Genomic DNA, 20,066 nt, shown 5'->3' with positions numbered 1-20,066 from the left:
GCTATGTGGTCGTGAGGGCCTCTTCGCAGCACAAGGCTGCTCCTACAAAAACAGCGCTCGGCTTCAGGCCGCGTCGTGTTTGCTCACCGGTTGCTGGATAAACCGCAACATCCACTCCCCCACCAGGTCGCCCTGGTGCTCGGTGGCCAGGCTGGCCACGGCCTTGTGGTACACCTCATCCCCCAGATACTCCTGGCGCGCATCGAGCAGCGCGCGAGAGTAGTCGTGCACGAACTCGGGGTGCCCCTGGAAGCACAGCACCTGGTCACGAATGTGGTACGCAGCGTTCGGGCAGAAATCGCTGGAGGCGATCACCGTGGCGCCTTCCGGCAGCTCGGTCACCTGGTCCTGGTGGCTGATCAGCAAGGTCAGCTCCGACACCTCAGGGTCCATCCACGGCGCATGGGCCGCCAGCGAATAGCGGTGGATACCCACACCCCAGCCCTGTTCCGCACGCTCGGCCTTGCCACCCAGGGTCAACGCCAGCAACTGGTGGCCGAAACATACACCCAGCAACTTCTCGCCACGCTCGTACAGCTTCAGCAGGTAGGCCTTGAGCGTCTGGATCCACGGGTCGGTACCAAACGAGTCGGCCTTGCTGCCCGTCACCAGATAGGCATCGAACACTTCATTGTCGGCGGGGTAATCGCCGTTCATCACGTTGTACACACGAAATTCGGCGGCGATCGGCTGACGCGAGAAGAGCTGCTCGAACATCCTGCCGTAGCCCTGGTACTGCGCGGTCAACTCCGGTCGCAGGACATCGGTTTCAAGGATGCAGATGCGTAACGACATAGGGATAGTCCTGAACGACATGGGTGGGAATCTGCTGTAGAGACTGACGCGAAAGGCACGTACAAGCAAGTAGGCCGCACTGACGAACGGTCACATTTCGTCGGTGCCCTGCTGGCACTTGCGCCACCGTCTAGCGAGAGCATGCCAGCTGGCTGGCACTTGGCCTCATAGCCAGACGAAATCAACGACCCACAGTATTAGAACAAAGGGTTCTCAAACATGGATGACGCACACCCTACTGTTGGTTGTATATCCACTTTCAAGAGGCAGGCAGTTCAGGCGTCACGCAACGCCACTGCGATCGACCCGAAGCGCGACAGGGAAGCCAACGGGTATTCAGGAATAACAACAAGAAGGCGGTCCGCCATGTTCAGACAATCGAAAATTCGCCAAGCTGGGCTCATTCTCTTCGCCACGACTTTGCTGCTGATCCTGCCGAACCTTACACGTTTGTTCGGCTGACTGCCGCTGTGGCGCCAACAGGCAACGCACAGGTAACCTGCTGGCCTTGATGGTCGGAGATTACCCATGCGCCACTGCCTTGCACTGTTAGTGTTGCTCCTGAGCCTGCCGCTGTCGGCGGCGCAACTGCACCTTGAACTGGGCGCCACGACGCGCCAATGGAGCAGTGCAGAACTGCTCGACCACCCGCAGGCCCGGGACATCAGCATCGACCAGGACGTTTCCTACAAGCAGCCCATGCGTTATCGGGCTGTGCCGCTGGCCGCGCTGCTGGACGGCGTGAGCGCCAGCGACCACCTGCAGGCAGTGGCGCTGGACGGTTTTGCCGCCGAAATGCCCGCGGCGCCACTGTTGCAGCAGGGGCCGGCACAGGCCTGGCTGGCGGTGGAGGAACCTGACCGGCCATGGCCATCACTGGGCCAAGGCAAGCCGAGTGCAGGACCGTTCTACCTAGTGTGGACTGCACCGCAGGCCAGCGGTATCCGCCCGGAGCAGTGGCCGTTCCAGATTTCCACGATTCGCAAGCTGGCCTCCGTCGAAGCGCGTTTTCCGGCGCTGCTGCCCGCCCCCAAGTTGCCGGCCGACAGCCCGGTGCGCCGAGGCTTTGCCTTGTTCCAGCAGAATTGCCTGGCGTGTCATAGGTTGAATGGCGCAGGGGATGCACAGGTGGGGCCGGACCTGAATATGCCGCATAACCCGACCGAGTATTTTCGGCCTGAATATCTACGCCAGCTGATTCGTGACCCGCAAAGCCTGCGGCAGTGGCCGCAGGCAAAGATGCCGGGGTTTGCAGAGAGTGTCTTGAGTGAATCGGAGCTGGATGAATTGCTGGCTTACCTGGGGCATATGGCTGGGCGCAGGCCTTGAGGGCTGTGTGTGCTTCTTCGCGGGCTTGCCCGCGAAGAAGGCAACACAAAACTCTCAGGCTATGGGCCGCTCCTGCTTGACCCCCCACCCTTCCACCTCACCGCCATAAGGTGTCACCAGCTGCTCGAAGGCCTCTTCAAAGTCGCCAATCCCGCCATGGGTGGCATACATGACCTTGCTCAGTTCCAGATGCCATGCACCGTCGCCCATCTCCTTGACCTGGGCATTCAGCGATTCCCCACGAAACTGCCCGGCCGCACGGCGGGCCCCTGCTTCGTCGGGGAATATGGCGTAGAACTCGATGGGATGGATCTGGGTGAAGTCGAAACCGCCTGCCTTCATCTGGCGCAGGACGTTGCTGCTGATATCGTCGTTCTGGCTGCTCATGAAACGTCCTCCTGAATAATGCGATGGATAGACTTTCCGTGCACTACGCACCTGCCGGCAGCGGCCGGGCAGTTCGAGCTGATGCAAGACGCGAAGGGATGCGGTGCCGACCCGCAGAATAGGCCGGCACCTTCATGCAGCGTAGTGCCTGCCAGGGCACCACGCAAACGTGTGGTTCAGGGCGTTTCGTGGATGCTGGTGATGGTCACGCCACTCTGCTCCTTCAGCCAGCGTGCGGTGGGGGAAATGGTGCGGTCCTGGAAGTCGTTGAGGTCCAGCTCGTCCATCACCGGGAACAGGTGCGAACGGATGGCCCGCGCGGCGTCCTCTTCGCTGGGGCACTGGTCGCCGCGCAGCGTCAGGGTGGTGAGCACGCCTTTCTGGTCGGCAAAGATGACTTCCCACTCTTTCATTGAACGAACCCTCTCAGTCAACGAACACCAGGTGTGTAATGCCTGAAACAAGTGACCTTGAGGTGGGGAGAATGTTCAGTCTGTGCCGGCCTCTTCGCGGGTAAACCCGCTCCCACAGGGATATCACTGCCCTCAGACCCTGTGAAATCCCTGTGGGAGCGGGTTTACCCGCGAATGGGCCGCAAAGCGGCCCCTGTTGCAGCCTTACTTAGGCGTGCCGTGCACTACACCAGCAGTGTTATCCAGCAAGCTCTTGGTCGCAGTCTGGATATACGCTTCCAGCTTCTTCAGCATTTCCGGCTGGTCCGGGCTTTCGATCAGCTCGGCCTTGAACTCGCTGCCCAGCTGGTAGCGGTACATGCGCGGGGTCATGTCCTTGGACTCGATCAGGATACGGTCGCCCTGTACCAGGCCGACGATCTGCTCGCTGCCCGATGGCTTGATCATGCCCATGCCCTGGTCGCCCTCAGGCAGGTTGAGCAGGTCGCGGCCCCAGCACTGGTGACGGGCCTGGCCACCCAGGCGGCCCATGATGGTCGGCACGATGTCGACCTGGGTGCCCACGGTGTGGTTGACCGCACCGAACTTCTCCTGGATGCCTGGGGCAATCAGCAGCAGCGGCACGTTGAAGCGACCCAGGTCCAGCTCGGTGACCTGCTGGTGGTTGCCAAAGCCATGGTCGCCAACGATGACGAACAGGGTTTCCTTGAAGTACGGCTCCTTGCGCGCCTTCTCGAAGAACTGCCCCAGCGCCCAGTCCGAATAGCGCATGGCAGTGAGGTGCTCGTCCAGGCGACCCTGGCCGGTTACCGGCTCTACCGGCAGGTCTTTGGGCAGCGCGTACGGGGTGTGGTTGGACAGGGTCTGCAGCAGCGCGTAGATCGGCTTCTTGCCATCGTGCTTGGCCAGCTCTTCGGCGCCGCGGTCGAACATGTCCTGGTCGGACACGCCCCAAGTCGGGTCGGAGAACACCGGGTTGACGAAGTCGTTACGGCCAATGAAGGTGGTCATGCCCTGGTTGCCGAAGAACCCGGACTGGTTGTCCCAGGCAAAGTCGCCGTTGTAGACGTAAACGTCGTCGTAATCGCGGGCGCTGAGCAAGGCTGGCAGGCCGGAGAGCTTGTGGCCCCCTTCCGGGGTCTGCATCAGGTACTCAAAGCCTGGCAGGTTGGGGAAGCAGGCCATGGTGGCGAACATGCCCTGGTGGGTATGGGTGCCGTTGGAGAAGAAGCGGTCGAACAGCAGGCCTTCTTTGGCCAGCTTGTCGAAGTACGGGGTGATGTTGTTGGGGCTGCCCAGCGCGCCCACCGAGTGGCCGGCGAAGCTTTCCATCAGGATCACCACCACGTTCTTGATCGGCAGGGTGCGCTCGGCCGGCGGCACGAAGTCGCGGCGGATTGCAGCCTCGTCGGCATCGACCAGGGTGTCGTGGGCGGTCAGCAGCTGCTCGCGCACGCTCTGCGTGGCCACGTCCTGCTCCAGCACCGGCTTCCAGATGTTGGCGCGGTCTTCGCCGAAGCGGCTCTTGGCAGCATCGATCAGGGTCAGGGTGCCGTTCAGGCCCAGCTGGTTGACGAAGTTGGAATCGGTGGTGAAGGCATCACCCCAGCGCATCGGCGGGCCCTGACGCAGGGTGCCACGGGCGGCGACCACGGCCACCAGCAGGATCACCATGAACACCGCCAGGCGGTTGTACCACGGCGCGGCACGGCGCTGCAGGGTGACCTCGCCGGCACCGTTGCCACGGGTCATGCGGTCGATGCCCTTGAACAGCAGGCTCAGCAGCCAGGTGCCGAACAGCCAGGCCAGCAGGTAGCGCACCACCGGGAAGCCGTACCAGAGCATGCTCAGCACGGTCTTCGGGTCTTCCTTGATGTACTGGAACACCAAACCGTTGAGGCGCTGGTGGAACTCGCGATAGAAGTCCATTTCCATCAGGCCGAGGAACATCACCACGCTCGAGGTGATGGTCAGCCAGAAACGGAACAGGCCACGCCGGGCCATGGCCCAGGGACTGAGGATGGCCAGCAGCAGCGGAATGCTGATGTACACCACTACCCGCAGGTCGAAGCGCAAACCGTTGAGGAAGCCTTCTGCGACGGTCGCGCTGGGGGTATCGCCGATCATGTCGCTGTTGTAGACCAGCAGCGCCAGGCGCACGAGGCTGAGCATCAGCATGATCACCAGGCCACTGAGCAGGGTGTAGGCCAGGTGGGATTTCAGAGTGGGCGAGAACGACGCTCGCGCGCCCCGTTGCTTCAAGGCGTCCAGGTTAGCCATGAATGGGAAGGTCCTAGGATTGCGGGTTTGCGGAGATGGCGCAGGTGTTTACCAACGCAGCATTGTGCGGGTGCGGATTCTGTTTAAACCAATGTGAAAATTTTGTCACGGGGGTGTTGCCGCTTTTGTCTGTTACGGCCTCTTCGCGGGCACGCCCGCTCCCACAGGAAGATCACTGCCCTCAGGTCTAGTGATCCCCCTGTGGGAGCGGGTTCACCCGCGAAGAGGCCAGCACAGCCATTCAGATCCGCACATTCCCCCGCGGCCCGGCGATCGCCCAGATCACCAGCCCCACCACCGGCAGCAAGGCGATCAGCAGGATCCACAACACCTTGATGCCCACTTCACTGCCACTCTTGATCACATTCAGGATGGCCCAGATATCCAGCGCCAGGATGATCAGCCCGACCAGGCTGTTGAACGTCGACCCCATGCCAAAACTCCTGTCAAAGGCTTTGCTGCACAGCATAGTCAGCTATCAAGGCGATAGAAGGGAATCCTTGGCGATTGGTGCAGGTCCCTGAGTAGACTGCCATTATTTACTGATTCGAGGTTCACATGCCCCCCGCCCACACTCAAAGCGCCGCCCCGACCTCGCTGCTGAACGCCTGGCGCCAACAGGCCGTGAACACCCCGTGGCTCAGCGCCGGCCTGGGGTTGAGCCTGCTGGCGGTGTTGCTACTGCTGGCCGCCAGCCTGTGGAACGCAGTGAACGGCGACCATGCCGACAACCTGCACCTGGCCATGCTGGGAGGGTTGTCCGGCTTTGGCGCCACAGCGCTGGGCGCGGTGCTGGCAGTGGTGCTGCGCGATGTCAAGGCCCGCACCCAGGATGTGATGCTGGGTTTTGCCGCCGGCATGATGCTGGCGGCCAGTTCGTTTTCGCTGATTCTGCCGGGCCTGGATGCCGCCCGCGAAATTACCGGCAACGGCCCGGCCGCGGCCTTTACCGTGGTGCTGGGCATGGGCCTGGGCGTGCTGCTGATGCTGGGCCTGGATCGCTTCACCCCGCATGAACACGAAAGCACCGGCCCTTGCGGCCCGGAGGCCGAGCGCATCAGCCGGGTATGGTTGTTTGTGCTGGCGATTACCCTGCACAACCTGCCTGAGGGCATGGCCATTGGCGTGAGCTTTGCCAATGGCGACATGAACATCGGCCTGCCGCTGACCAGCGCCATTGCCATTCAGGACATCCCCGAGGGGTTGGCCGTGGCGCTGGCCTTGCGCGCTACCGGGTTGTCGAACCTGAAAGCCGCGCTGGTGGCGATCGGGTCGGGGCTGATGGAGCCGCTGGGTGCGGTGATCGGCCTGGGGATTTCGACCGGCTTTGCCTTGGCCTACCCGGTCAGCATGGGGCTGGCGGCGGGGGCGATGATTTTTGTGGTGAGCCACGAGGTGATACCCGAAACCCACCGCAATGGGCACCAGACGGCGGCGACCCTGGGGTTGATGGGTGGGTTTGCGGTGATGATGTTCCTCGATACCGCGCTGGGCTGAAGATTGAAGCTGCCTGTGCCAGCCTCTTCGCGGGTAAACCCGCTCCCACAGGGGTCTCACTGGGCCCGAGGGAAGTGATGTCCCTGTGGGAGCGGGTTTACCCGCGAAGAAGCAAACGCGGAAATCAGACGTGTACGGCGACCTTCAATGCCTCAAGCGCCGGCTCGACCTTGATCCCCACCTCAGCCCCCAGCTCCAGCACCCGCGCCAGGTCGTTCTGCCCTACCATCACCATCTGCAGCTCGTCATCCAGCAACTGGCTGAAGTTGAGCAGAACATACCCACCCGCCTCCTTGTTCAGCGCCCCCATCTGCACCTGAATGCGATTGAGCGCGGTCAGCGGCTCGGTGCGGGCCAGTTGTTTGGGCTTGAGGGTGAACGGCACGCTCTGGTCGAACGAGTCGCTGATCTGCTGGAACAGGTCCTGGTAGCTGTCGGCCTGGAACACCACGGTGTCCGGCAGGCTGCCCAGCACCACCCATTCGCCCAGCGGAATGGGGAAGCTGTCGTCGTAGTTGATGTCGGGGTTGGCGGCCAGGAAGGCGGCGGGGTCGGCGTAGGCCTGGGCGGCCTCGTCGGCGATGCGCTCGATGTCTTCCTCGCGCATGCAGCCAGCGCCAATGAGGCTGATGAATTCGAGCAACTGAGTTTTCATGAAAGGGGGCCTGCGACGGGTGAAAAGTCGCCAAGGATAGCCGCAAATGCCCCCTTGCGGTTAGCCGGCCAGCACTTGCAGGCGCGCTGCGGCGTCCACGGCCCCCATGGTTTGCGCTGCCATCAGTGCGGTGGTACCACGGGCATCCTGACGGGCCGGGTCGGCACCCTGGGCCAGCAGGTACTCGAGGATTTCGCTGCGGTTGAACATGGCTGCCAGCATCAGTGCGGTGCGGCCATCCTGCGCGGCGGCGTCCACCGGTACGCCGTGCTCCAGCAACAGGCGAATCATGGCCAGGTCCCCCTTGAACGCGGCGCCGGCGATGGGCAGTTGGCCGTTATCGTTGGCAATCAGCGGGTCGGCGCCATGCGCCAGCAGCACACGCACTGCGTCGTGGTGGCCGTGGTAGCTGGCCAGCATCAGCAGGGTGTCGCCCTTGTGGTTGCGCAGGTTGGCCGGCAGGCCGCTGGCTAGCAGGCGCCCGAGCATCTCTGCATCGCCCTGTCGGGCACGTTCGAACACCTGCTCGGCAAAGGCGGCGGTCTCGTCGTCGGTCATGGTGGTGGGCGTGGGTTGGCTGGACATTTGGAACCTCCTGGCAGAAATCGTTGCCCAAGTCTTTGTCAGGCAAGGCTGCCGGGTCAAAGGTTCAGATTCTATCGGGGCGATAGCTGGCCGCGGGTCGTGCAATATGCACTGTGCAAAATGCACGACCATGCAGGTTGCACGACAGCGTCTCGGCAAAAAATACGTAATCGACTGAAATTAAAGGGTTTTTTCAGAAAAAGCTTCCTGGCACGGTCACTGCAACGATCAACTCACGTCTGCCACGCAACAGCCAGGAGTTGATATGGACCTCATCCAGGAAAAGTTCGTTTCGGTATTTTCGGCCTACCAGGTGAACACCCAGGCCCGCCCAGACGGCGGTGTGCTGCTGACCCTGCGCGCAGCTGATGGCAAGGTCACCCGCCGCGTGCTGACCTACGCGCAATTGCACAGTGCCGAGCAGCTGTCCTGGGCGATCAGTGCGATTCGCCGCGATTTGGCCGAGCAGGCCAGTGAATTGCCGGTGATTTCGATGCTGCAGAGCCAGCAGCGGTTTGCCTTGCCGACTTATCGCTGAGTTTTGTGTTGGTTGATCTGGCCTCTTCGCAGCACAAGGCTGCTCCTACAGGGCCCGCGCTGGCCTCAAGCTTCGCGTTTTACTTGTAGGAGCAGCCTTGTGCTGCGAAGAGGCCGGCAAAGCCATCACAACTCATCAATACCCAGAAACGCCCGCGCAGTCACATCCCCGGTAAACCTCGGCTGCATCCCTTCCTCGCTGCTGTACAACCGCAACGCCAAGCAAAACGGTGTATCGCCCAGCTCGACCCAGCGCCGAGTCCCCGCCGGCAGCACCAGCTGGTCGCCCTTCTCGCACAGCACCGAATACACCCAATCCCCCGCACGCAGGCCAACCTGAGCCCGCCCGCTGACCACGGCGAACACCTCGTCGGCGTCATGCACATGCTCATCGCGAACGTCCACCTGCGCAGGGGCCTCACCCTCACGGTTGAGTACCACGAAAGCCTTGCTGCCATGCGCCGTCATCAGCTGGTCAAGGTGCTCGCGACAGGCCTCCAGTACCTCCTCCTGGACGGTACCAGGGCGCACACGCAGGCCATGCTCGGCATGGGCAAAGCGCACGCCCTGCTCGGCCAGGGTGGCAACGATATCGTCGTGGTGGGTCAACACCTTGTTCGGCAGTTCCGGGCTGGAGGGGTGGAAAACGCTGAGAATGCTCATCAGGGGCGGGTCCTGGTCGGTTGCGAACAAAGGGCAATGATAACGGCTGCAGCCAAGGCTGCGGCACTGGCCATACCAAAGGTGAAGGTGGGCCCCAGCAGTTTCCAGCTGTAGCCCGAATACAATGCCCCCAGCGCACCGCCAGTGCCCGACAGCGCCGCATACAGCGCCTGGCCCTGGCCCTGCTGGCGGGCACCGAAGCTGGCCTGCACGAAAGCGATGCTGGCGGCATGGAAGCAGCCGAAGGTGGCCGCGTGCAACACCTGGGCAAACACCAGCACCGCCGGCTCGCCGGCAAGGTTGCCCAGCAACAGCCAGCGCAGCGCCGCCAGCACGAAGCTGGCCAGCAGCACCCGCTGCACCGAAAACCGCGCGAAGATACGGCTCATGGCCATGAACACCAGTACTTCAGCCACCACCCCCAGTGCCCACAGCAGACCGATGGCCCCCCTGGCATAGCCCAAGTGTTCCAGGTGCAGAGTGAGGAAGGTGTAGTACGGCCCGTGGCTGAGTTGCATCAGTGCCACGCAGGCGTAGAACGCGACCACCCCCGGCGCCCGCAGTTGCTGGAGGAAGCCGCCCGCGCCACTGCGCTCGCCCTGCTCCACCGGCTGGGCATTGGGCACCCACAGGCTGGCGGCGACGATGCCGGCCATGATCGTGACCAGCGCCACCGGGTAGATGTCCAGGCTCAGCCACTCGAACAGCCGGCCCAGGCCGACCACGGTGAGGATGAAGCCGATCGAGCCCCACAGGCGCACCTGGCTGTAGCGCGCGGTTTGCCCATGCAGGTGGGCCAGGGTGATGACCTCGAACTGCGGCAGCACCGCATGCCAGAAAAATGCGTGCAGGGCCATGACCAGCGCCAGCCAGGCGTAGCTTTTGCCAAGGAAGATCAGGGCGAAGGTGGCCAGGGTAGATAGCGCGCCCAGGCGCACGATCAGCAAGCGCTGGCCAGTGCGGTCACCCAGCCAGCCCCACAGGTTGGGGGCGATGCAGCGCATGAGCATGGGGATGGCCACCAGCTCGCCGATGCGTGCCGGAGAGAAGCCCAGGTGGTCGAAGTACAGCGCCAGGAACGGGGCGGTGGAACCGAGCAGGGCGAAGTAGAACAGGTAGAAGCTGGACAGGCGCCAGTAGGGGATTGGTTGCATGGGTGACCTTGTGGGGACCTGTGCCGGCCTCTTCGCGGGTAAACCAGCTCCCACAGGTACCTCACTGCCCTCAGGCCCAGTGATATTCCTGTGGGAGGGGATTGGTTGCATGGGGTGGCCTTGTGGGGACCTGTGCCGGCCTCTTCGCGGGTAAACCCGCTCCCACAGGTACCCCACTGCCCTCAGGCCCAGTGATATTCCTGTGGGAGCGGGTTTACCCGCGAAGAGGCCGGTACTGGCGAATCAGAGCTGGCCCAGCACCGGGGTATTCACCTTCACATCGGCATTCTGCGCGCGGTGGCGCAGCAGGTGGTCCATCAGCACGATGGCCATCATCGCCTCGGCGATCGGCGTGGCGCGGATGCCCACGCACGGGTCGTGGCGGCCTTTGGTGATGACGTCCACCGGGTTGCCGTCGATGTCGATGGAGCGGCCCGGGGTGGTGATGCTGGAGGTCGGCTTCAGCGCCAGGTGGGCAACGATCGGCTGACCCGAGGAAATACCGCCGAGGATGCCGCCAGCATTGTTGCTGAGGAAGCCTTCCGGGGTCAGTTCGTCACGGTGCTCGGTGCCGCGCTGGGCCACGCTGGCGAAGCCGGCGCCGATCTCCACGCCCTTGACCGCGTTGATACTCATCAGCGCGTGGGCCAGTTCGGCGTCGAGGCGGTCGAAGATAGGCTCGCCCAGGCCCGGCATCACGCCTTCGGCGACCACGGTAATCTTGGCACCCACCGAGTCCTGGTCACGGCGCAGCTGGTCCATGTAGGCCTCCAGCTCCGGCACTTTGCTCGGGTCTGGGCTGAAGAAGGCGTTCTGCTCCACCGACTCCCAGGTCTTGAACGGGATTTCGATCGGGCCCAGCTGGCTCATGTAGCCGCGCACGGTGATGCCTTGGGTGGCCAGGTATTTCTTGGCGATGGCACCGGCGGCCACGCGCATGGCGGTTTCGCGCGCCGAGCTGCGGCCACCGCCGCGGTAGTCGCGAACGCCGTACTTATGGTGGTAGGTGTAGTCGGCGTGGGCCGGGCGGAACAGGTCCTTGATCGCCGAGTAGTCCTTGGACTTCTGGTCGGTGTTGCGGATCAGCAGGCCGATCGAGCAGCCGGTGGTTCGGCCTTCGAACACGCCGGAGAGGATTTCCACCTCGTCGGCTTCCTGGCGCTGGGTGGTGTGCCGGCTGGTGCCGGGCTTGCGCCGGTCAAGGTCGTGCTGCAGGTCGTCGAGAGAAATCTCCAGGCCCGGTGGGCATCCATCGACAATGGCGACCAACGCCGGGCCATGGCTCTCGCCAGCGGTGGTGACAGTGAACAGCTTGCCGTAGGTATTGCCGGACATGGACGCTCCGCGAGATCTGCCTAAAGTGAACGAAAGCGGCAGTATACAGATGGATTGATCGCCTGTGCTGGCCTCTTCGCGGGTAAACCCGCTCCCACAGGGTAGTCACAAGATGCGAAAATTGTGCTGTACCTGTGGGAGCGGGTTTACCCGCGAAGAGGCCAGTACAGGCAACCTCCCCTTCGAACCTTCCCGCAAACACTGGGTCAAACCCTCATCTCCCCATGTAGTACCGCATGATGTCGCGCCTCGTCGCCCTCTTCTTCCTGCTGTGCACCGGCCTGGCCCAGGCCGCCGCCCCCACCGTGCTGCAACGCCCGATCGACCTCGATACCGGCCAGGGCGTGCTGCACGGCAGCCTGCTGCTGCCGCAACAGCCAACCCCGCCACCGGTGGTGCTGATCATCGCCGGCTCCGGCCCCACCGACCGAGACGGCAACAACCCGGCGTCAGGCCGGGTCGACAACCTCAAGCGCCTGGCCCTGCTGCTGGCCAACGAACACATCGCCAGCGTGCGCTACGACAAACGCGGGGTGGCCGCCAGCCAGCCGGCCACGCCCGACGAGCGTGACCTGAGCGTGGAGCGCTATGTAGCAGACGTGGTCGCCTGGAGCCGCAAGCTCAAGGCCGATCCGCGCTTCGGCCCGTTGGTCCTGATCGGCCACAGCGAAGGCGCGCTGATCGCCAGCCTGGCCGCCGAGCAGGCCGGCGCCAGCGCGGTGATTACACTGGCTGGCAGCGGCCGACCGCTGGCCGACGTGCTGCGCGAACAGCTGGCCCAGCGCCTGCCGCCGGCACAACTGGCCGGCGGCAGCGCCCTGCTCGACCGCCTGCAGGCCGGGCAGACCAGCCTGGAGGTACCGGCGCCGCTGCGTCAGGTGTTCCGCCCTAGCGTGCAGCCCTACCTGATTTCGCTGTTCCAGCAAAACCCGGCGGCGGCCTTCGCCCGCCTGCCCATGCCCGCGCTGATCGTGCAGGGGCGCAACGACGTGCAGGTAGGCGTGATCGACGCCGAACGACTGAAGGCGGCCAAGCCGGATGCACAACTGGTGCTGATCGATGGCATGAACCACATGCTGCGCATCAGCCCCAAGGCGATGAGCCAGCAGCGCGACAGCTACCTCAACCCAGAACTGCCGCTGGCAAGGGAGCTTGGCGAGCAGATTGTGACGTTTATCCAGCATTTGCCTTCGGCGTAAGGGAAATAGCCTCAGGTCCTGGGCGCTTCTGCCGATAGGGTGGATAACGGCGAAAATTGGGGCCGCTGCGCGGCCCTTCGCGACACAAGGCCGCTCCTACAGCGTTACGCGTCGTCTCTGCGATGCGCGATCCTCTGTGGGAGCGGCCTTGCGTCGCGAAAGGGGCACGCAGTGCCCCCTCTTGCAGCCGGCACGCACTTGAGGACAAGCCCTGATGACAACCGCCCCCGCCGCCGTAGAGCCAGCCGAAGAGCCCGAGGAAAGCCCTGCCCTGCCCTGGGCCGAGCTGGCCGCCGAACATTTCCAGCTGTTGCGCCTGGCCGCCCTGCCCACCGACCGCAACACCGGCGCGCGGCCCCTGCGCTTCGTGCAGTTCGGCTATGCCGAACGCCACGACAAGGCCCACAGCCTGCTGCGCATGGAAATCCAGCTGCCCGGGCAGAAGGTGCACAAGGAACAGAACCGCCTGGACATTCGCGTCGACCACTCCGCGCGCCTGGTGCGCATTGGCAATGAACATGGCCTGCAACTGGAGCCGCTGAACCGTGGCATCGGCCGCTTCCTGCTGGCCCAGGCCGCGCAGTGGCTGCAGCGCAAGTGGTCGCACTACCGGATCGAGGGCATGGCGCTGCCGAGCAAGGATGCGCTGAACGAAGACTCACGCCTGCGTCGTGACCACTGCCTGCGCGGGATGGGTATCGAGGTGGAGTACGAGGACAGCCAGCATCTGAAGGGCCGTACCGTGGAAATGACGGTGGGCGAGCTCAAGGGGGCATGGAACAGCGAGCGCTTGCAGCGAGTGGGGATACTGGATGCTGCCGGCCTGCTGCAGCAGGCTGACCAGCAGTTGCAGGAGAAGGAAGGGCAACTGCGTGAGCGGGATGAACGGGTTGCCAAGTACCAGCGTGAAGACAGCGGGTTGCGCTTTACCATTACCTGCCTGGTGGCGTTTGCGGTGTTCCAGGCGGGGTTGCTGATCTGGATTGCCACGCGCTGAGACCGCGTCGCCTAATTCGCGGGTAAACCCGCTCCCACAGGGTCCGCGTCGCACCTGAGGGCAACGCTATACCTGTGGGAGCGGGTTTACCCGCGAAGAGGCCCTGGAATCAGACCCGGGCCTTGAACAGTTCCTGATGCTGGCGGCACTGCTCGGCGGTCAGCATGAACACCCCGTGCCCACCGCGCTCGAACTCCAGCCAGGCAAAGTCCACCTCGGGGTATAGCGCCTCGACATGCACCTGGCTGTTGCCCACCTCGACAATCAGCAAGCCCTTGTCGGTCAGGTGGTCCGCCGCCTCGGCCAGCATGCGCCGCACCAGGTCCAGGCCATCGTTGCCGCAGGCCAGGCCCAACTCGGGCTCGTGGTGGTACTCGGCCGGCATGTCGTCGAAGTCTTCGGCATCGACATACGGCGGGTTGGACAGGATCAGGTCGAAACGCTGCCCCGGCAAACCACCAAAACCGTCGCCCTGCACGGTGTACACGCGCCCGTCCAGGCCGTGGCGTTCGATGTTCTGGTTGGCCACTTCGAGCGCTTCGAACGACAGGTCGGCCAGCACTACCTCGGCCTCGGGGAACACGTCGGCGGCAACGATGCCGATGCAGCCAGAACCGGTGCACAGGTCAAGAATGCGCGCCGGCTCGCTCGCCAGCCACGGCTCGAAGCGTTTCTCGATCAGCTCGCCAATCGGCGAACGCGGCACCAGCACGCGCTCGTCGACGATGAACGACATGCCGCAGAACCAGGCCTCGCCCAACAGGTAGGCGGCCGGCACGCGTTCTTCGATACGGCGCTTGAGCAGGTGCTGCAGGCGTACCCGCTCGTCGTCCTCGAGCATGCAGTCCAGATAGCTGTCGGCCACCTCCCACGGCAGGTGCACCGCCCCCAGTACCAGCAGGCGGGCCTCGTCCCAGGCATTGTCGGCACCGTGGCCGAAGAACAGGTCGTGCTCGTGGAAGCGGCTGACCGCCCAGCGGATGTAGTCGCGCAGCGTGCGCAGGCGGGATGTGATCACGGGGTACTCCTAATTCAGACCGGACAAAAGTCTAACAGCCCCACCCGCACATTTGTTCCTTTGCCTTACCCAATGGCTAGCCACAAGCCAGTAACCATGCCGCTTGCGTTGTCAACCATTCCCATTGGCGCCAAGGCAGGGGAGAATAGGTATACAAAAGCCCTATCCAAGGAGCCCTTGATGTCCGTTCCAACCACGATGTTTCGCCTCACTGGCCGCGACTACCCGCCGGCCAAGCTGAGCCACGCCAGCCTGATCATCATCGATGCGCAAAAGGAGTACCTCAGCGGGCCCCTGGCGCTGTCGGGCATGGACGAGGCCGTGGCCAACATCGCCAGGTTGCTCGACGCCGCGCGCAAGAGCGGCCGTCCGATCATCCACGTTCGCCACCTGGGCACTGTCGGTGGCCGCTTCGACCCACAAGGGCCGGCCGGCCAGTTCATTCCGGGGCTGGAGCCGCTGGAAGGCGAAATCGTCATCGAAAAACGCATGCCCAACGCATTCAAGAACACCCAGCTGCATGAGACCCTGCAGGCGCTGGGCCACCTGGACCTGATCGTCTGCGGTTTCATGAGCCACTCCAGCGTCAGCACCACGGTACGCCGCGCCAAGGACTATGGTTACCGCTGCACCCTGGTGGAAGACGCTTCGGCGACCCGCGACCTGGCATTCAAGGATAGGGTGATCCCGGCCGCGCAGATCCACCAGTGCGAAATGGCCGTGATGGCCGACAACTTCGCTTGCGTGGCCCCCACCGCCAGCCTGATCTGAGCGGCTGAGCACAACCGCCCGGCAGCCGGGCGGAACCCGATGGGCGGCCCCAGGTCGAATTCCGGATATCCACAGAGGAGAGCGGAATGAAGCTCAAAGGCAGTTTCGACGCCAAGCGCCTGCGCCCGCGCGAACCGCGTAACTGGGGTGCCCGCCTGGCGGCAGGCCTTTCGGCCATGCTGGCGACCCTTGGCGTGCTGCTGGCGATGGCCGGCGTTGCCGGCCTGCTGGGCAACTACCCTGCCCTGGCGGAGCTCAATGCCAACAAACCGCTGGCCGGCATCCTCACCGTGGCCGGTTTGCTGCTGCTGTGGCTGGGCGTGCGCTTCTGGCGGCGCAGCCGCATTCGCCTGCGCCGCGGGCGGGAACTGAACCTGTCGCCGCACCTGATGAAAAAACACGATTGAGGCACTGCTGACGCGGTCCCTGTGGGAGCGGGTTTACCCGCGAAAGGGCCGGCACAGGCTGCACAAGGCCCCACAGTCGCGTAAACTACGCCGCCCACGTGGAGGCATCATGCAAGACGACGATTTTTCCCTGTTCAAGGCCGAAGTGCGCGGTGTCAAACCGATCAGGCACGACCGCGCCGAAGTCGGCAAGCCCAAGGCCGACCGCCAGAAGCTGGCCGGCCTGCGTCAGGCGGCGACCGTGCGCAGTGACAAGGCGCTGGTGATCGACGGCATGTCCGACCAGTTCGTCATCGACGTTGGCGCCGAAGACGAGTTGCTGTGGCGCCGCGATGGCGTACAGGAAGGCCAGCTGCGCAAGCTGAAGCTGGGGCAGATCCCGTTCGAGGGCAGCCTCGACCTGCATGGCATGACCGTGGAAAAGGCCCGTGAAACCCTGTGGGATTTCATCGCCGAGGCCACCAGACTGGAAGTGCGCTGCGTGCGGGTTACCCACGGCAAGGCCGCGCGCCTGGACGGCAAGCGCCCGATGATCAAGAGCCACGTCAACACCTGGCTGCGCCAGCACCCGCAGGTGCTCGGTTTTGCCTCGTGCAGCGCCCGCCATGGCGGCACCGGCGCGGTGTATGTGATGCTCAAGCGAACCATGCTCGAAGGCCGCGACGAGTAACGCCGCGCTTGCAGCGCCGCCCTCACCGCCGTACCCTTCGTTTTTGCGATTTTTTCCCACAGGTAGATCCATGTCCCTGGAACAGAACTACACCGAGATCCTCAGCCAGATTGGCGAGGACGTCTCCCGTGAGGGCCTGCTCGACACGCCCAAGCGGGCTGCAAAGGCGATGAAGTACCTTTGCCGCGGTTATGAGCAAACACTGGAAGAAGTCACCAACAACGCGCTGTTCAGCTCTGACAACAGCGAAATGGTGCTGGTCCGGGACATCGAGCTGTATTCGATGTGCGAACACCACATGCTGCCGTTCATCGGCAAGGCGCACGTGGCCTACCTGCCCAAGGGCAAGGTACTGGGCCTGTCGAAGGTGGCGCGCATCGTCGACATGTACGCTCGCCGCCTGCAGATCCAGGAAAACCTCAGCCGCCAGGTTGCCGAGGCCGTGCAGCAGGTAACCGGTGCCGCCGGCGTTGCCGTGGTCATCGAAGCCAAGCACATGTGCATGATGATGCGCGGTGTCGAGAAGCAGAACTCGACCATGATCACCTCGGTGATGCTGGGTGAGTTCCGCGAAAACGCCGCCACCCGCAGCGAGTTCCTCAGCCTGATCAAGTGATTGGCTGCTGACCCCGAGCCGACCCTGCCGGGTCGGCTTTTTCATTTCAGGAGTTGCCCATGATCGTCAAAGCCCTGCGGGTTGGCCTCGGCCAGCTCATCGTGTTCGGCGACTGGATCAGCCGCCCGGCCAAGCGCAAACGCGACGCCACCGCCCAGGCTCGCGTCGAGCAAGCGGCCCAGGGCCTGGCGCTGTACCAGTTCCACGCCTGCCCGTTCTGCGTCAAGACCCGCCGCACCCTGCACCGTTTGAACGTGCCGGTAGCGCTGCGCGATGCCAAGAACGACCCGGTGCACCGCCAGGCCCTGCAGGAAGGTGGCGGCCGGGTGAAAGTGCCGTGCCTGCGCATTGAAGAAGCGGGCAAGGTGACCTGGATGTATGAGTCCAAGGCGATCATTGCCTACCTGGATGAGCGGTTCGCGTCGGCCTGACCGTTTGCAGGTGGCCTGTACTGGCCCTTTCGCGGGTAAACCCGCTCCCACAGGTACTCCGCTGCCCTCAGGCCCTGTGATTTCCCTGTGGGAGCGGGTTTACCCGCGAAGAGGCCGGCACAGGCTATAACCTAACCCACCATCGGCACATGCCGCGGGTGGCTGCTGACCCGCTCCAGCCAGGCCCTCACTGCGGGGTAGTCGGCCAGGTCGAACCCGCCCTGCTGCGCCACATGGGTGTAGGCATACAACGCCACATCGGCAATCGAATACTGCTCGCCGACCAGGTACGGCGTCATCTGCAGCTGCCGCTCCATCACCTTCAGTGCCTTGTAACCCCCCTTGTGCAGCTTGCGGTATTCCTCCACTCGCTCGTCCGGCAACCCCAGGTAGAACTGGATGAAACGCGCCACGGCAATGTAGGGCTCATGACTGTACTGCTCGAAGAACTGCCACTGCAGCACCTGGGTGCGCAGGCGTGGCTCGGTGGGCAGGAACTCGCTGCCGTCGGCCAGGTAGTTGAGAATGGCATTGGACTCCCACAAGTAGCTGCCGTCTTCCAGCTCCAGCACCGGTACCTTGCCGTTGGGGTTCATCGCCAGGAACTCGGGCGTTTCGGTCTCGCCCTTGAGGATGTCCACCGGGTGCCATTCATATGGCCGGCCCAGCAGGCTCAACATCAGCTTGACCTTGTAACAGTTGCCCGACTGGTAGTCGCCATAGACCTTGTACATCGCCCCTCTCCCCCTCTATGCCAAAGATCTCGCCTGGCCCTGTAGGAGCAGCCTTGTGCTGCGAAGAGGCCGTTACAGGCGCAGCACCTGGATGGGCTGAAACGGCCTCTTCGCAGCACAAGGCTGCTCCTACAAAAACGGGCACCATTCTTGTGGCTGCCTGTGCAGTTCTGCATTTTCACCCAATAGTTGGCGACTGTACGGCTAAAAGCAATGGCCGCTGTATGGCAAGGATCAACCTTGCTCGCTGTAGTCTGAAAAAACTGCTTACACCTTTACAAGGATTTTGTTCATGACCGACGCCACTTCCATACGCCTGCGGCCCCTGGCAGACAGCTCCCCGTCGGCGGTGGTCGCCGGCTTCATCGCCATGCTTACCGGCTATACCAGCTCGCTGGTGCTAATGTTCCAGGCCGGGCAGGCAGCCGGGCTGACCACCGCGCAGATTTCCTCATGGATCTGGGCGTTGTCGATCGGCATGGCGGTGTGCAGCATCGGCCTGTCGCTGCGTTACCGCACGCCGATTACCGTGGCCTGGTCCACCCCCGGCGCCGCCCTGCTGATCACCAGCCTGGGCGGGGTCAGCTATGGCGAAGCGATCGGCGCCTACATCACCTGTGCCGTGCTGGTGCTGATCTGTGGCCTGACCGGCAGCTTCGAGCGCCTGGTCAAGCGCATCCCGGCCTCGCTGGCCTCGGCGCTGCTGGCGGGTATCCTGTTCAAGATCGGCAGCGAAATCTTCGTTGCCGCCCAGCATCGCACCCTGCTGGTACTGGGCATGTTCTTCAGCTACCTGCTGGTCAAACGCCTGTCGCCGCGTTACTGCGTGCTGGCCGCGCTATTGGTGGGTACGGCGCTGTCCGGCGCCCTGGGCCTGCTGGACTTCAGCGGCTTCCGGCTGGAAGTGGCCACGCCGGTGTGGACCACGCCAAGCTTCTCGCTGGCGGCGACCATCAGCATTGGCATTCCGCTGTTCGTGGTGGCGATGACCTCGCAGAACATGCCGGGTGTGGCCGTGCTGCGCGCCGACGGCTACCAGGTGCCGGCCTCGCCGCTGATCTCGGCCACCGGCTTTGCCTCGCTGCTGCTGGCGCCGTTTGGTTCGCATGGGGTCAACCTGGCGGCGATCAGCGCGGCAATCTGCACCGGGCCGCATGCCCATGAAGACCCGGCCAAACGTTATACCGCGGCGGTGTGGTGCGGGATTTTCTATGGCATTGCCGGGGTGTTCGGCGCGACCTTGGCGGCGCTGTTTGCGGCGCTGCCAAAAGAACTGGTGCTGTCGATTGCGGCGCTGGCGCTGTTCGGCTCGATCATGAACGGGCTGACCGTGGCAATGAGCGAAGCGCGCGAGCGGGAGGCGGCGGTGATTACCTTCATGGTTACCGCTTCGGGGCTGACCTTGTTCTCGATTGGTTCGGCGTTCTGGGGGATTGTGGCGGGGGTATTGGCCTTGATGATCCTCAACCCGCGCAGGGCCTGAAGGTATTTGTTGCCTGTACTGGCCTCTTCGCGGGTAAACCCGCTCCCACAGGAATACCACAATGCTGAATATTGTGTGATCCCTGTGGGAGCGGGTTTACCCGCGAAGGG

23 protein-coding genes are annotated in these 20,066 nt (G+C 63.6%); 11 read left to right on the top strand and 12 right to left on the bottom strand.

Going from position 1 to position 20,066, the window contains the following annotated elements; all coding sequences use genetic code 11:
* Nucleotides 1-63 precede the first annotated feature (63 nt).
* Nucleotides 64-795 carry an amidotransferase gene (locus M1D87_RS07170; protein WP_038409106.1) on the bottom strand — a complete coding sequence of 244 codons (732 nt, stop codon included), beginning with the start codon at nt 793-795 and terminating at the stop codon, nt 64-66.
* Nucleotides 796-1,323: 528 nt separating this feature from the next.
* Here M1D87_RS07170 and M1D87_RS07165 point away from each other — a divergent pair.
* Complete coding sequence (locus M1D87_RS07165) at nt 1,324-2,124, top strand: c-type cytochrome (protein ID WP_123085317.1); 801 nt, start codon at nt 1,324-1,326, stop codon at nt 2,122-2,124.
* A gap of 54 nt (nt 2,125-2,178) precedes the next feature.
* Here the strand turns inward: M1D87_RS07165 and M1D87_RS07160 are convergent, their stop codons facing one another.
* The 4 genes from M1D87_RS07160 to M1D87_RS07145 form a co-directional block, all read right to left on the bottom strand.
* A complete protein-coding gene (locus M1D87_RS07160) occupies nt 2,179-2,511 on the bottom strand; it encodes a ribonuclease E inhibitor RraB (protein WP_023661860.1) in 333 nt (110 codons plus the stop codon).
* A gap of 176 nt (nt 2,512-2,687) precedes the next feature.
* Nucleotides 2,688-2,924 carry a hypothetical protein gene (locus M1D87_RS07155; RefSeq protein WP_015269359.1) on the bottom strand — a complete coding sequence of 79 codons (237 nt, stop codon included), beginning with the start codon at nt 2,922-2,924 and terminating at the stop codon, nt 2,688-2,690.
* A 204-nt stretch (nt 2,925-3,128) separates the two neighbouring features.
* The gene (locus tag M1D87_RS07150) at nt 3,129-5,204 is read right to left on the bottom strand and encodes an LTA synthase family protein (RefSeq protein ID WP_015269358.1); all 2,076 of its coding nucleotides are present in this window, start codon (nt 5,202-5,204) and stop codon (nt 3,129-3,131) included.
* Between the two features lie 241 nt (nt 5,205-5,445).
* A complete protein-coding gene (locus M1D87_RS07145) occupies nt 5,446-5,637 on the bottom strand; it encodes a PLDc N-terminal domain-containing protein (RefSeq protein ID WP_012271091.1) in 192 nt (63 codons plus the stop codon).
* A gap of 125 nt (nt 5,638-5,762) precedes the next feature.
* Between M1D87_RS07145 and M1D87_RS07140 the strand changes: the two genes are divergently transcribed.
* On the top strand, nt 5,763-6,701 hold the full coding sequence (locus M1D87_RS07140; protein ID WP_123085318.1) for a ZIP family metal transporter: 939 nt from the start codon (nt 5,763-5,765) through the stop codon (nt 6,699-6,701).
* Nucleotides 6,702-6,825: 124 nt separating this feature from the next.
* Here M1D87_RS07140 and M1D87_RS07135 read toward each other — a convergent pair whose 3' ends face one another.
* Nucleotides 6,826-7,356, bottom strand: coding sequence for a hypothetical protein (locus tag M1D87_RS07135; RefSeq protein ID WP_013971513.1), 531 nt, complete (start codon nt 7,354-7,356; stop codon nt 6,826-6,828).
* Between the two features lie 60 nt (nt 7,357-7,416).
* On the bottom strand, nt 7,417-7,941 hold the full coding sequence (locus tag M1D87_RS07130) for an ankyrin repeat domain-containing protein (protein ID WP_039614927.1): 525 nt from the start codon (nt 7,939-7,941) through the stop codon (nt 7,417-7,419).
* Between the two features lie 265 nt (nt 7,942-8,206).
* Between M1D87_RS07130 and M1D87_RS07125 the strand changes: the two genes are divergently transcribed.
* Complete coding sequence (locus M1D87_RS07125) at nt 8,207-8,479, top strand: DUF3509 domain-containing protein (RefSeq protein ID WP_013971511.1); 273 nt, start codon at nt 8,207-8,209, stop codon at nt 8,477-8,479.
* Between the two features lie 125 nt (nt 8,480-8,604).
* Here the strand turns inward: M1D87_RS07125 and M1D87_RS07120 are convergent, their stop codons facing one another.
* From M1D87_RS07120 to aroC, 3 genes are all read right to left on the bottom strand, one after another.
* Nucleotides 8,605-9,141, bottom strand: coding sequence for an oxidase (locus tag M1D87_RS07120; RefSeq protein WP_123085319.1), 537 nt, complete (start codon nt 9,139-9,141; stop codon nt 8,605-8,607).
* A complete protein-coding gene (locus tag M1D87_RS07115; RefSeq protein WP_015269353.1) occupies nt 9,141-10,295 on the bottom strand; it encodes an MFS transporter in 1,155 nt (384 codons plus the stop codon). Before M1D87_RS07115 ends, M1D87_RS07120 begins: the two co-directional genes overlap by 1 nt.
* Nucleotides 10,296-10,538: 243 nt before the next feature.
* Nucleotides 10,539-11,630 carry a chorismate synthase gene (gene aroC, locus M1D87_RS07110; RefSeq protein WP_038409100.1) on the bottom strand — a complete coding sequence of 364 codons (1,092 nt, stop codon included), beginning with the start codon at nt 11,628-11,630 and terminating at the stop codon, nt 10,539-10,541.
* A 236-nt stretch (nt 11,631-11,866) separates the two neighbouring features.
* Between aroC and M1D87_RS07105 the strand changes: the two genes are divergently transcribed.
* Nucleotides 11,867-12,829: an alpha/beta hydrolase gene (locus M1D87_RS07105; protein ID WP_123085320.1), complete on the top strand. Its 963-nt coding sequence runs from the start codon at nt 11,867-11,869 to the stop codon at nt 12,827-12,829.
* A 214-nt stretch (nt 12,830-13,043) separates the two neighbouring features.
* Entirely contained in the window at nt 13,044-13,826 is a 783-nt protein-coding gene (locus tag M1D87_RS07100) for a hypothetical protein (protein WP_013971507.1), read from the top strand.
* 109 nt (nt 13,827-13,935) lie between these two features.
* Here M1D87_RS07100 and prmB read toward each other — a convergent pair whose 3' ends face one another.
* Nucleotides 13,936-14,844: a 50S ribosomal protein L3 N(5)-glutamine methyltransferase gene (gene prmB / locus M1D87_RS07095; protein WP_015269350.1), complete on the bottom strand. Its 909-nt coding sequence runs from the start codon at nt 14,842-14,844 to the stop codon at nt 13,936-13,938.
* Between the two features lie 180 nt (nt 14,845-15,024).
* Here prmB and M1D87_RS07090 point away from each other — a divergent pair, with 180 nt between their 5' ends.
* From M1D87_RS07090 to M1D87_RS07070, 5 genes are all read left to right on the top strand, one after another.
* The gene (locus M1D87_RS07090) at nt 15,025-15,615 is read left to right on the top strand and encodes a cysteine hydrolase family protein (RefSeq protein ID WP_015269349.1); all 591 of its coding nucleotides are present in this window, start codon (nt 15,025-15,027) and stop codon (nt 15,613-15,615) included.
* Nucleotides 15,616-15,701: 86 nt separating this feature from the next.
* Nucleotides 15,702-16,022, top strand: coding sequence for a hypothetical protein (locus tag M1D87_RS07085; RefSeq protein WP_024086500.1), 321 nt, complete (start codon nt 15,702-15,704; stop codon nt 16,020-16,022).
* 109 nt (nt 16,023-16,131) lie between these two features.
* On the top strand, nt 16,132-16,692 hold the full coding sequence (locus M1D87_RS07080) for a Smr/MutS family protein (protein ID WP_013971503.1): 561 nt from the start codon (nt 16,132-16,134) through the stop codon (nt 16,690-16,692).
* Between the two features lie 70 nt (nt 16,693-16,762).
* Nucleotides 16,763-17,308, top strand: a complete 546-nt coding sequence (gene folE, locus M1D87_RS07075) for a GTP cyclohydrolase I FolE (RefSeq protein WP_013971502.1) — start codon at nt 16,763-16,765, stop codon at nt 17,306-17,308.
* Nucleotides 17,309-17,367: 59 nt separating this feature from the next.
* Nucleotides 17,368-17,739, top strand: coding sequence for a glutaredoxin family protein (locus tag M1D87_RS07070; RefSeq protein ID WP_123085751.1), 372 nt, complete (start codon nt 17,368-17,370; stop codon nt 17,737-17,739).
* A 131-nt stretch (nt 17,740-17,870) separates the two neighbouring features.
* Here the strand turns inward: M1D87_RS07070 and M1D87_RS07065 are convergent, their stop codons facing one another.
* Nucleotides 17,871-18,473 carry a glutathione S-transferase family protein gene (locus tag M1D87_RS07065; RefSeq protein ID WP_013971500.1) on the bottom strand — a complete coding sequence of 201 codons (603 nt, stop codon included), beginning with the start codon at nt 18,471-18,473 and terminating at the stop codon, nt 17,871-17,873.
* A 292-nt stretch (nt 18,474-18,765) separates the two neighbouring features.
* Between M1D87_RS07065 and M1D87_RS07060 the strand changes: the two genes are divergently transcribed.
* Nucleotides 18,766-19,956 carry a benzoate/H(+) symporter BenE family transporter gene (locus tag M1D87_RS07060; protein ID WP_044046915.1) on the top strand — a complete coding sequence of 397 codons (1,191 nt, stop codon included), beginning with the start codon at nt 18,766-18,768 and terminating at the stop codon, nt 19,954-19,956.
* Nucleotides 19,957-20,066 lie beyond the last annotated feature (110 nt).

It is taken from the genome of Pseudomonas sp. SA233 (genome assembly GCF_054792385.1).
The sequence above is the reverse complement of the archived record's forward strand: the minus strand, read 5'-3'. Positions and strand labels throughout refer to the sequence as shown.

Bases quoted from the DNA above. Each gene is read 5' to 3' on its own strand.
- M1D87_RS07170 (WP_038409106.1), bottom strand. From the start codon at position 795: ATGTCGTTACGCATCTGCATCCTTGAAACCGATGTCCTGCGACCGGAG.
- M1D87_RS07165 (WP_123085317.1), top strand. From the start codon at position 1,324: ATGCGCCACTGCCTTGCACTGTTAGTGTTGCTCCTGAGCCTGCCGCTG.
- M1D87_RS07160 (WP_023661860.1), bottom strand. From the start codon at position 2,511: ATGAGCAGCCAGAACGACGATATCAGCAGCAACGTCCTGCGCCAGATG.
- M1D87_RS07155 (WP_015269359.1), bottom strand. From the start codon at position 2,924: ATGAAAGAGTGGGAAGTCATCTTTGCCGACCAGAAAGGCGTGCTCACC.
- M1D87_RS07150 (WP_015269358.1), bottom strand. From the start codon at position 5,204: ATGGCTAACCTGGACGCCTTGAAGCAACGGGGCGCGCGAGCGTCGTTC.
- M1D87_RS07145 (WP_012271091.1), bottom strand. From the start codon at position 5,637: ATGGGGTCGACGTTCAACAGCCTGGTCGGGCTGATCATCCTGGCGCTG.
- M1D87_RS07140 (WP_123085318.1), top strand. From the start codon at position 5,763: ATGCCCCCCGCCCACACTCAAAGCGCCGCCCCGACCTCGCTGCTGAAC.
- M1D87_RS07135 (WP_013971513.1), bottom strand. From the start codon at position 7,356: ATGAAAACTCAGTTGCTCGAATTCATCAGCCTCATTGGCGCTGGCTGC.
- M1D87_RS07130 (WP_039614927.1), bottom strand. From the start codon at position 7,941: ATGTCCAGCCAACCCACGCCCACCACCATGACCGACGACGAGACCGCC.
- M1D87_RS07125 (WP_013971511.1), top strand. From the start codon at position 8,207: ATGGACCTCATCCAGGAAAAGTTCGTTTCGGTATTTTCGGCCTACCAG.
- M1D87_RS07120 (WP_123085319.1), bottom strand. From the start codon at position 9,141: ATGAGCATTCTCAGCGTTTTCCACCCCTCCAGCCCGGAACTGCCGAAC.
- M1D87_RS07115 (WP_015269353.1), bottom strand. From the start codon at position 10,295: ATGCAACCAATCCCCTACTGGCGCCTGTCCAGCTTCTACCTGTTCTAC.
- aroC (WP_038409100.1), bottom strand. From the start codon at position 11,630: ATGTCCGGCAATACCTACGGCAAGCTGTTCACTGTCACCACCGCTGGC.
- M1D87_RS07105 (WP_123085320.1), top strand. From the start codon at position 11,867: ATGATGTCGCGCCTCGTCGCCCTCTTCTTCCTGCTGTGCACCGGCCTG.
- M1D87_RS07100 (WP_013971507.1), top strand. From the start codon at position 13,044: ATGACAACCGCCCCCGCCGCCGTAGAGCCAGCCGAAGAGCCCGAGGAA.
- M1D87_RS07090 (WP_015269349.1), top strand. From the start codon at position 15,025: ATGTCCGTTCCAACCACGATGTTTCGCCTCACTGGCCGCGACTACCCG.
- M1D87_RS07085 (WP_024086500.1), top strand. From the start codon at position 15,702: ATGAAGCTCAAAGGCAGTTTCGACGCCAAGCGCCTGCGCCCGCGCGAA.
- M1D87_RS07080 (WP_013971503.1), top strand. From the start codon at position 16,132: ATGCAAGACGACGATTTTTCCCTGTTCAAGGCCGAAGTGCGCGGTGTC.
- folE (WP_013971502.1), top strand. From the start codon at position 16,763: ATGTCCCTGGAACAGAACTACACCGAGATCCTCAGCCAGATTGGCGAG.
- M1D87_RS07070 (WP_123085751.1), top strand. From the start codon at position 17,368: ATGATCGTCAAAGCCCTGCGGGTTGGCCTCGGCCAGCTCATCGTGTTC.
- M1D87_RS07065 (WP_013971500.1), bottom strand. From the start codon at position 18,473: ATGTACAAGGTCTATGGCGACTACCAGTCGGGCAACTGTTACAAGGTC.
- M1D87_RS07060 (WP_044046915.1), top strand. From the start codon at position 18,766: ATGACCGACGCCACTTCCATACGCCTGCGGCCCCTGGCAGACAGCTCC.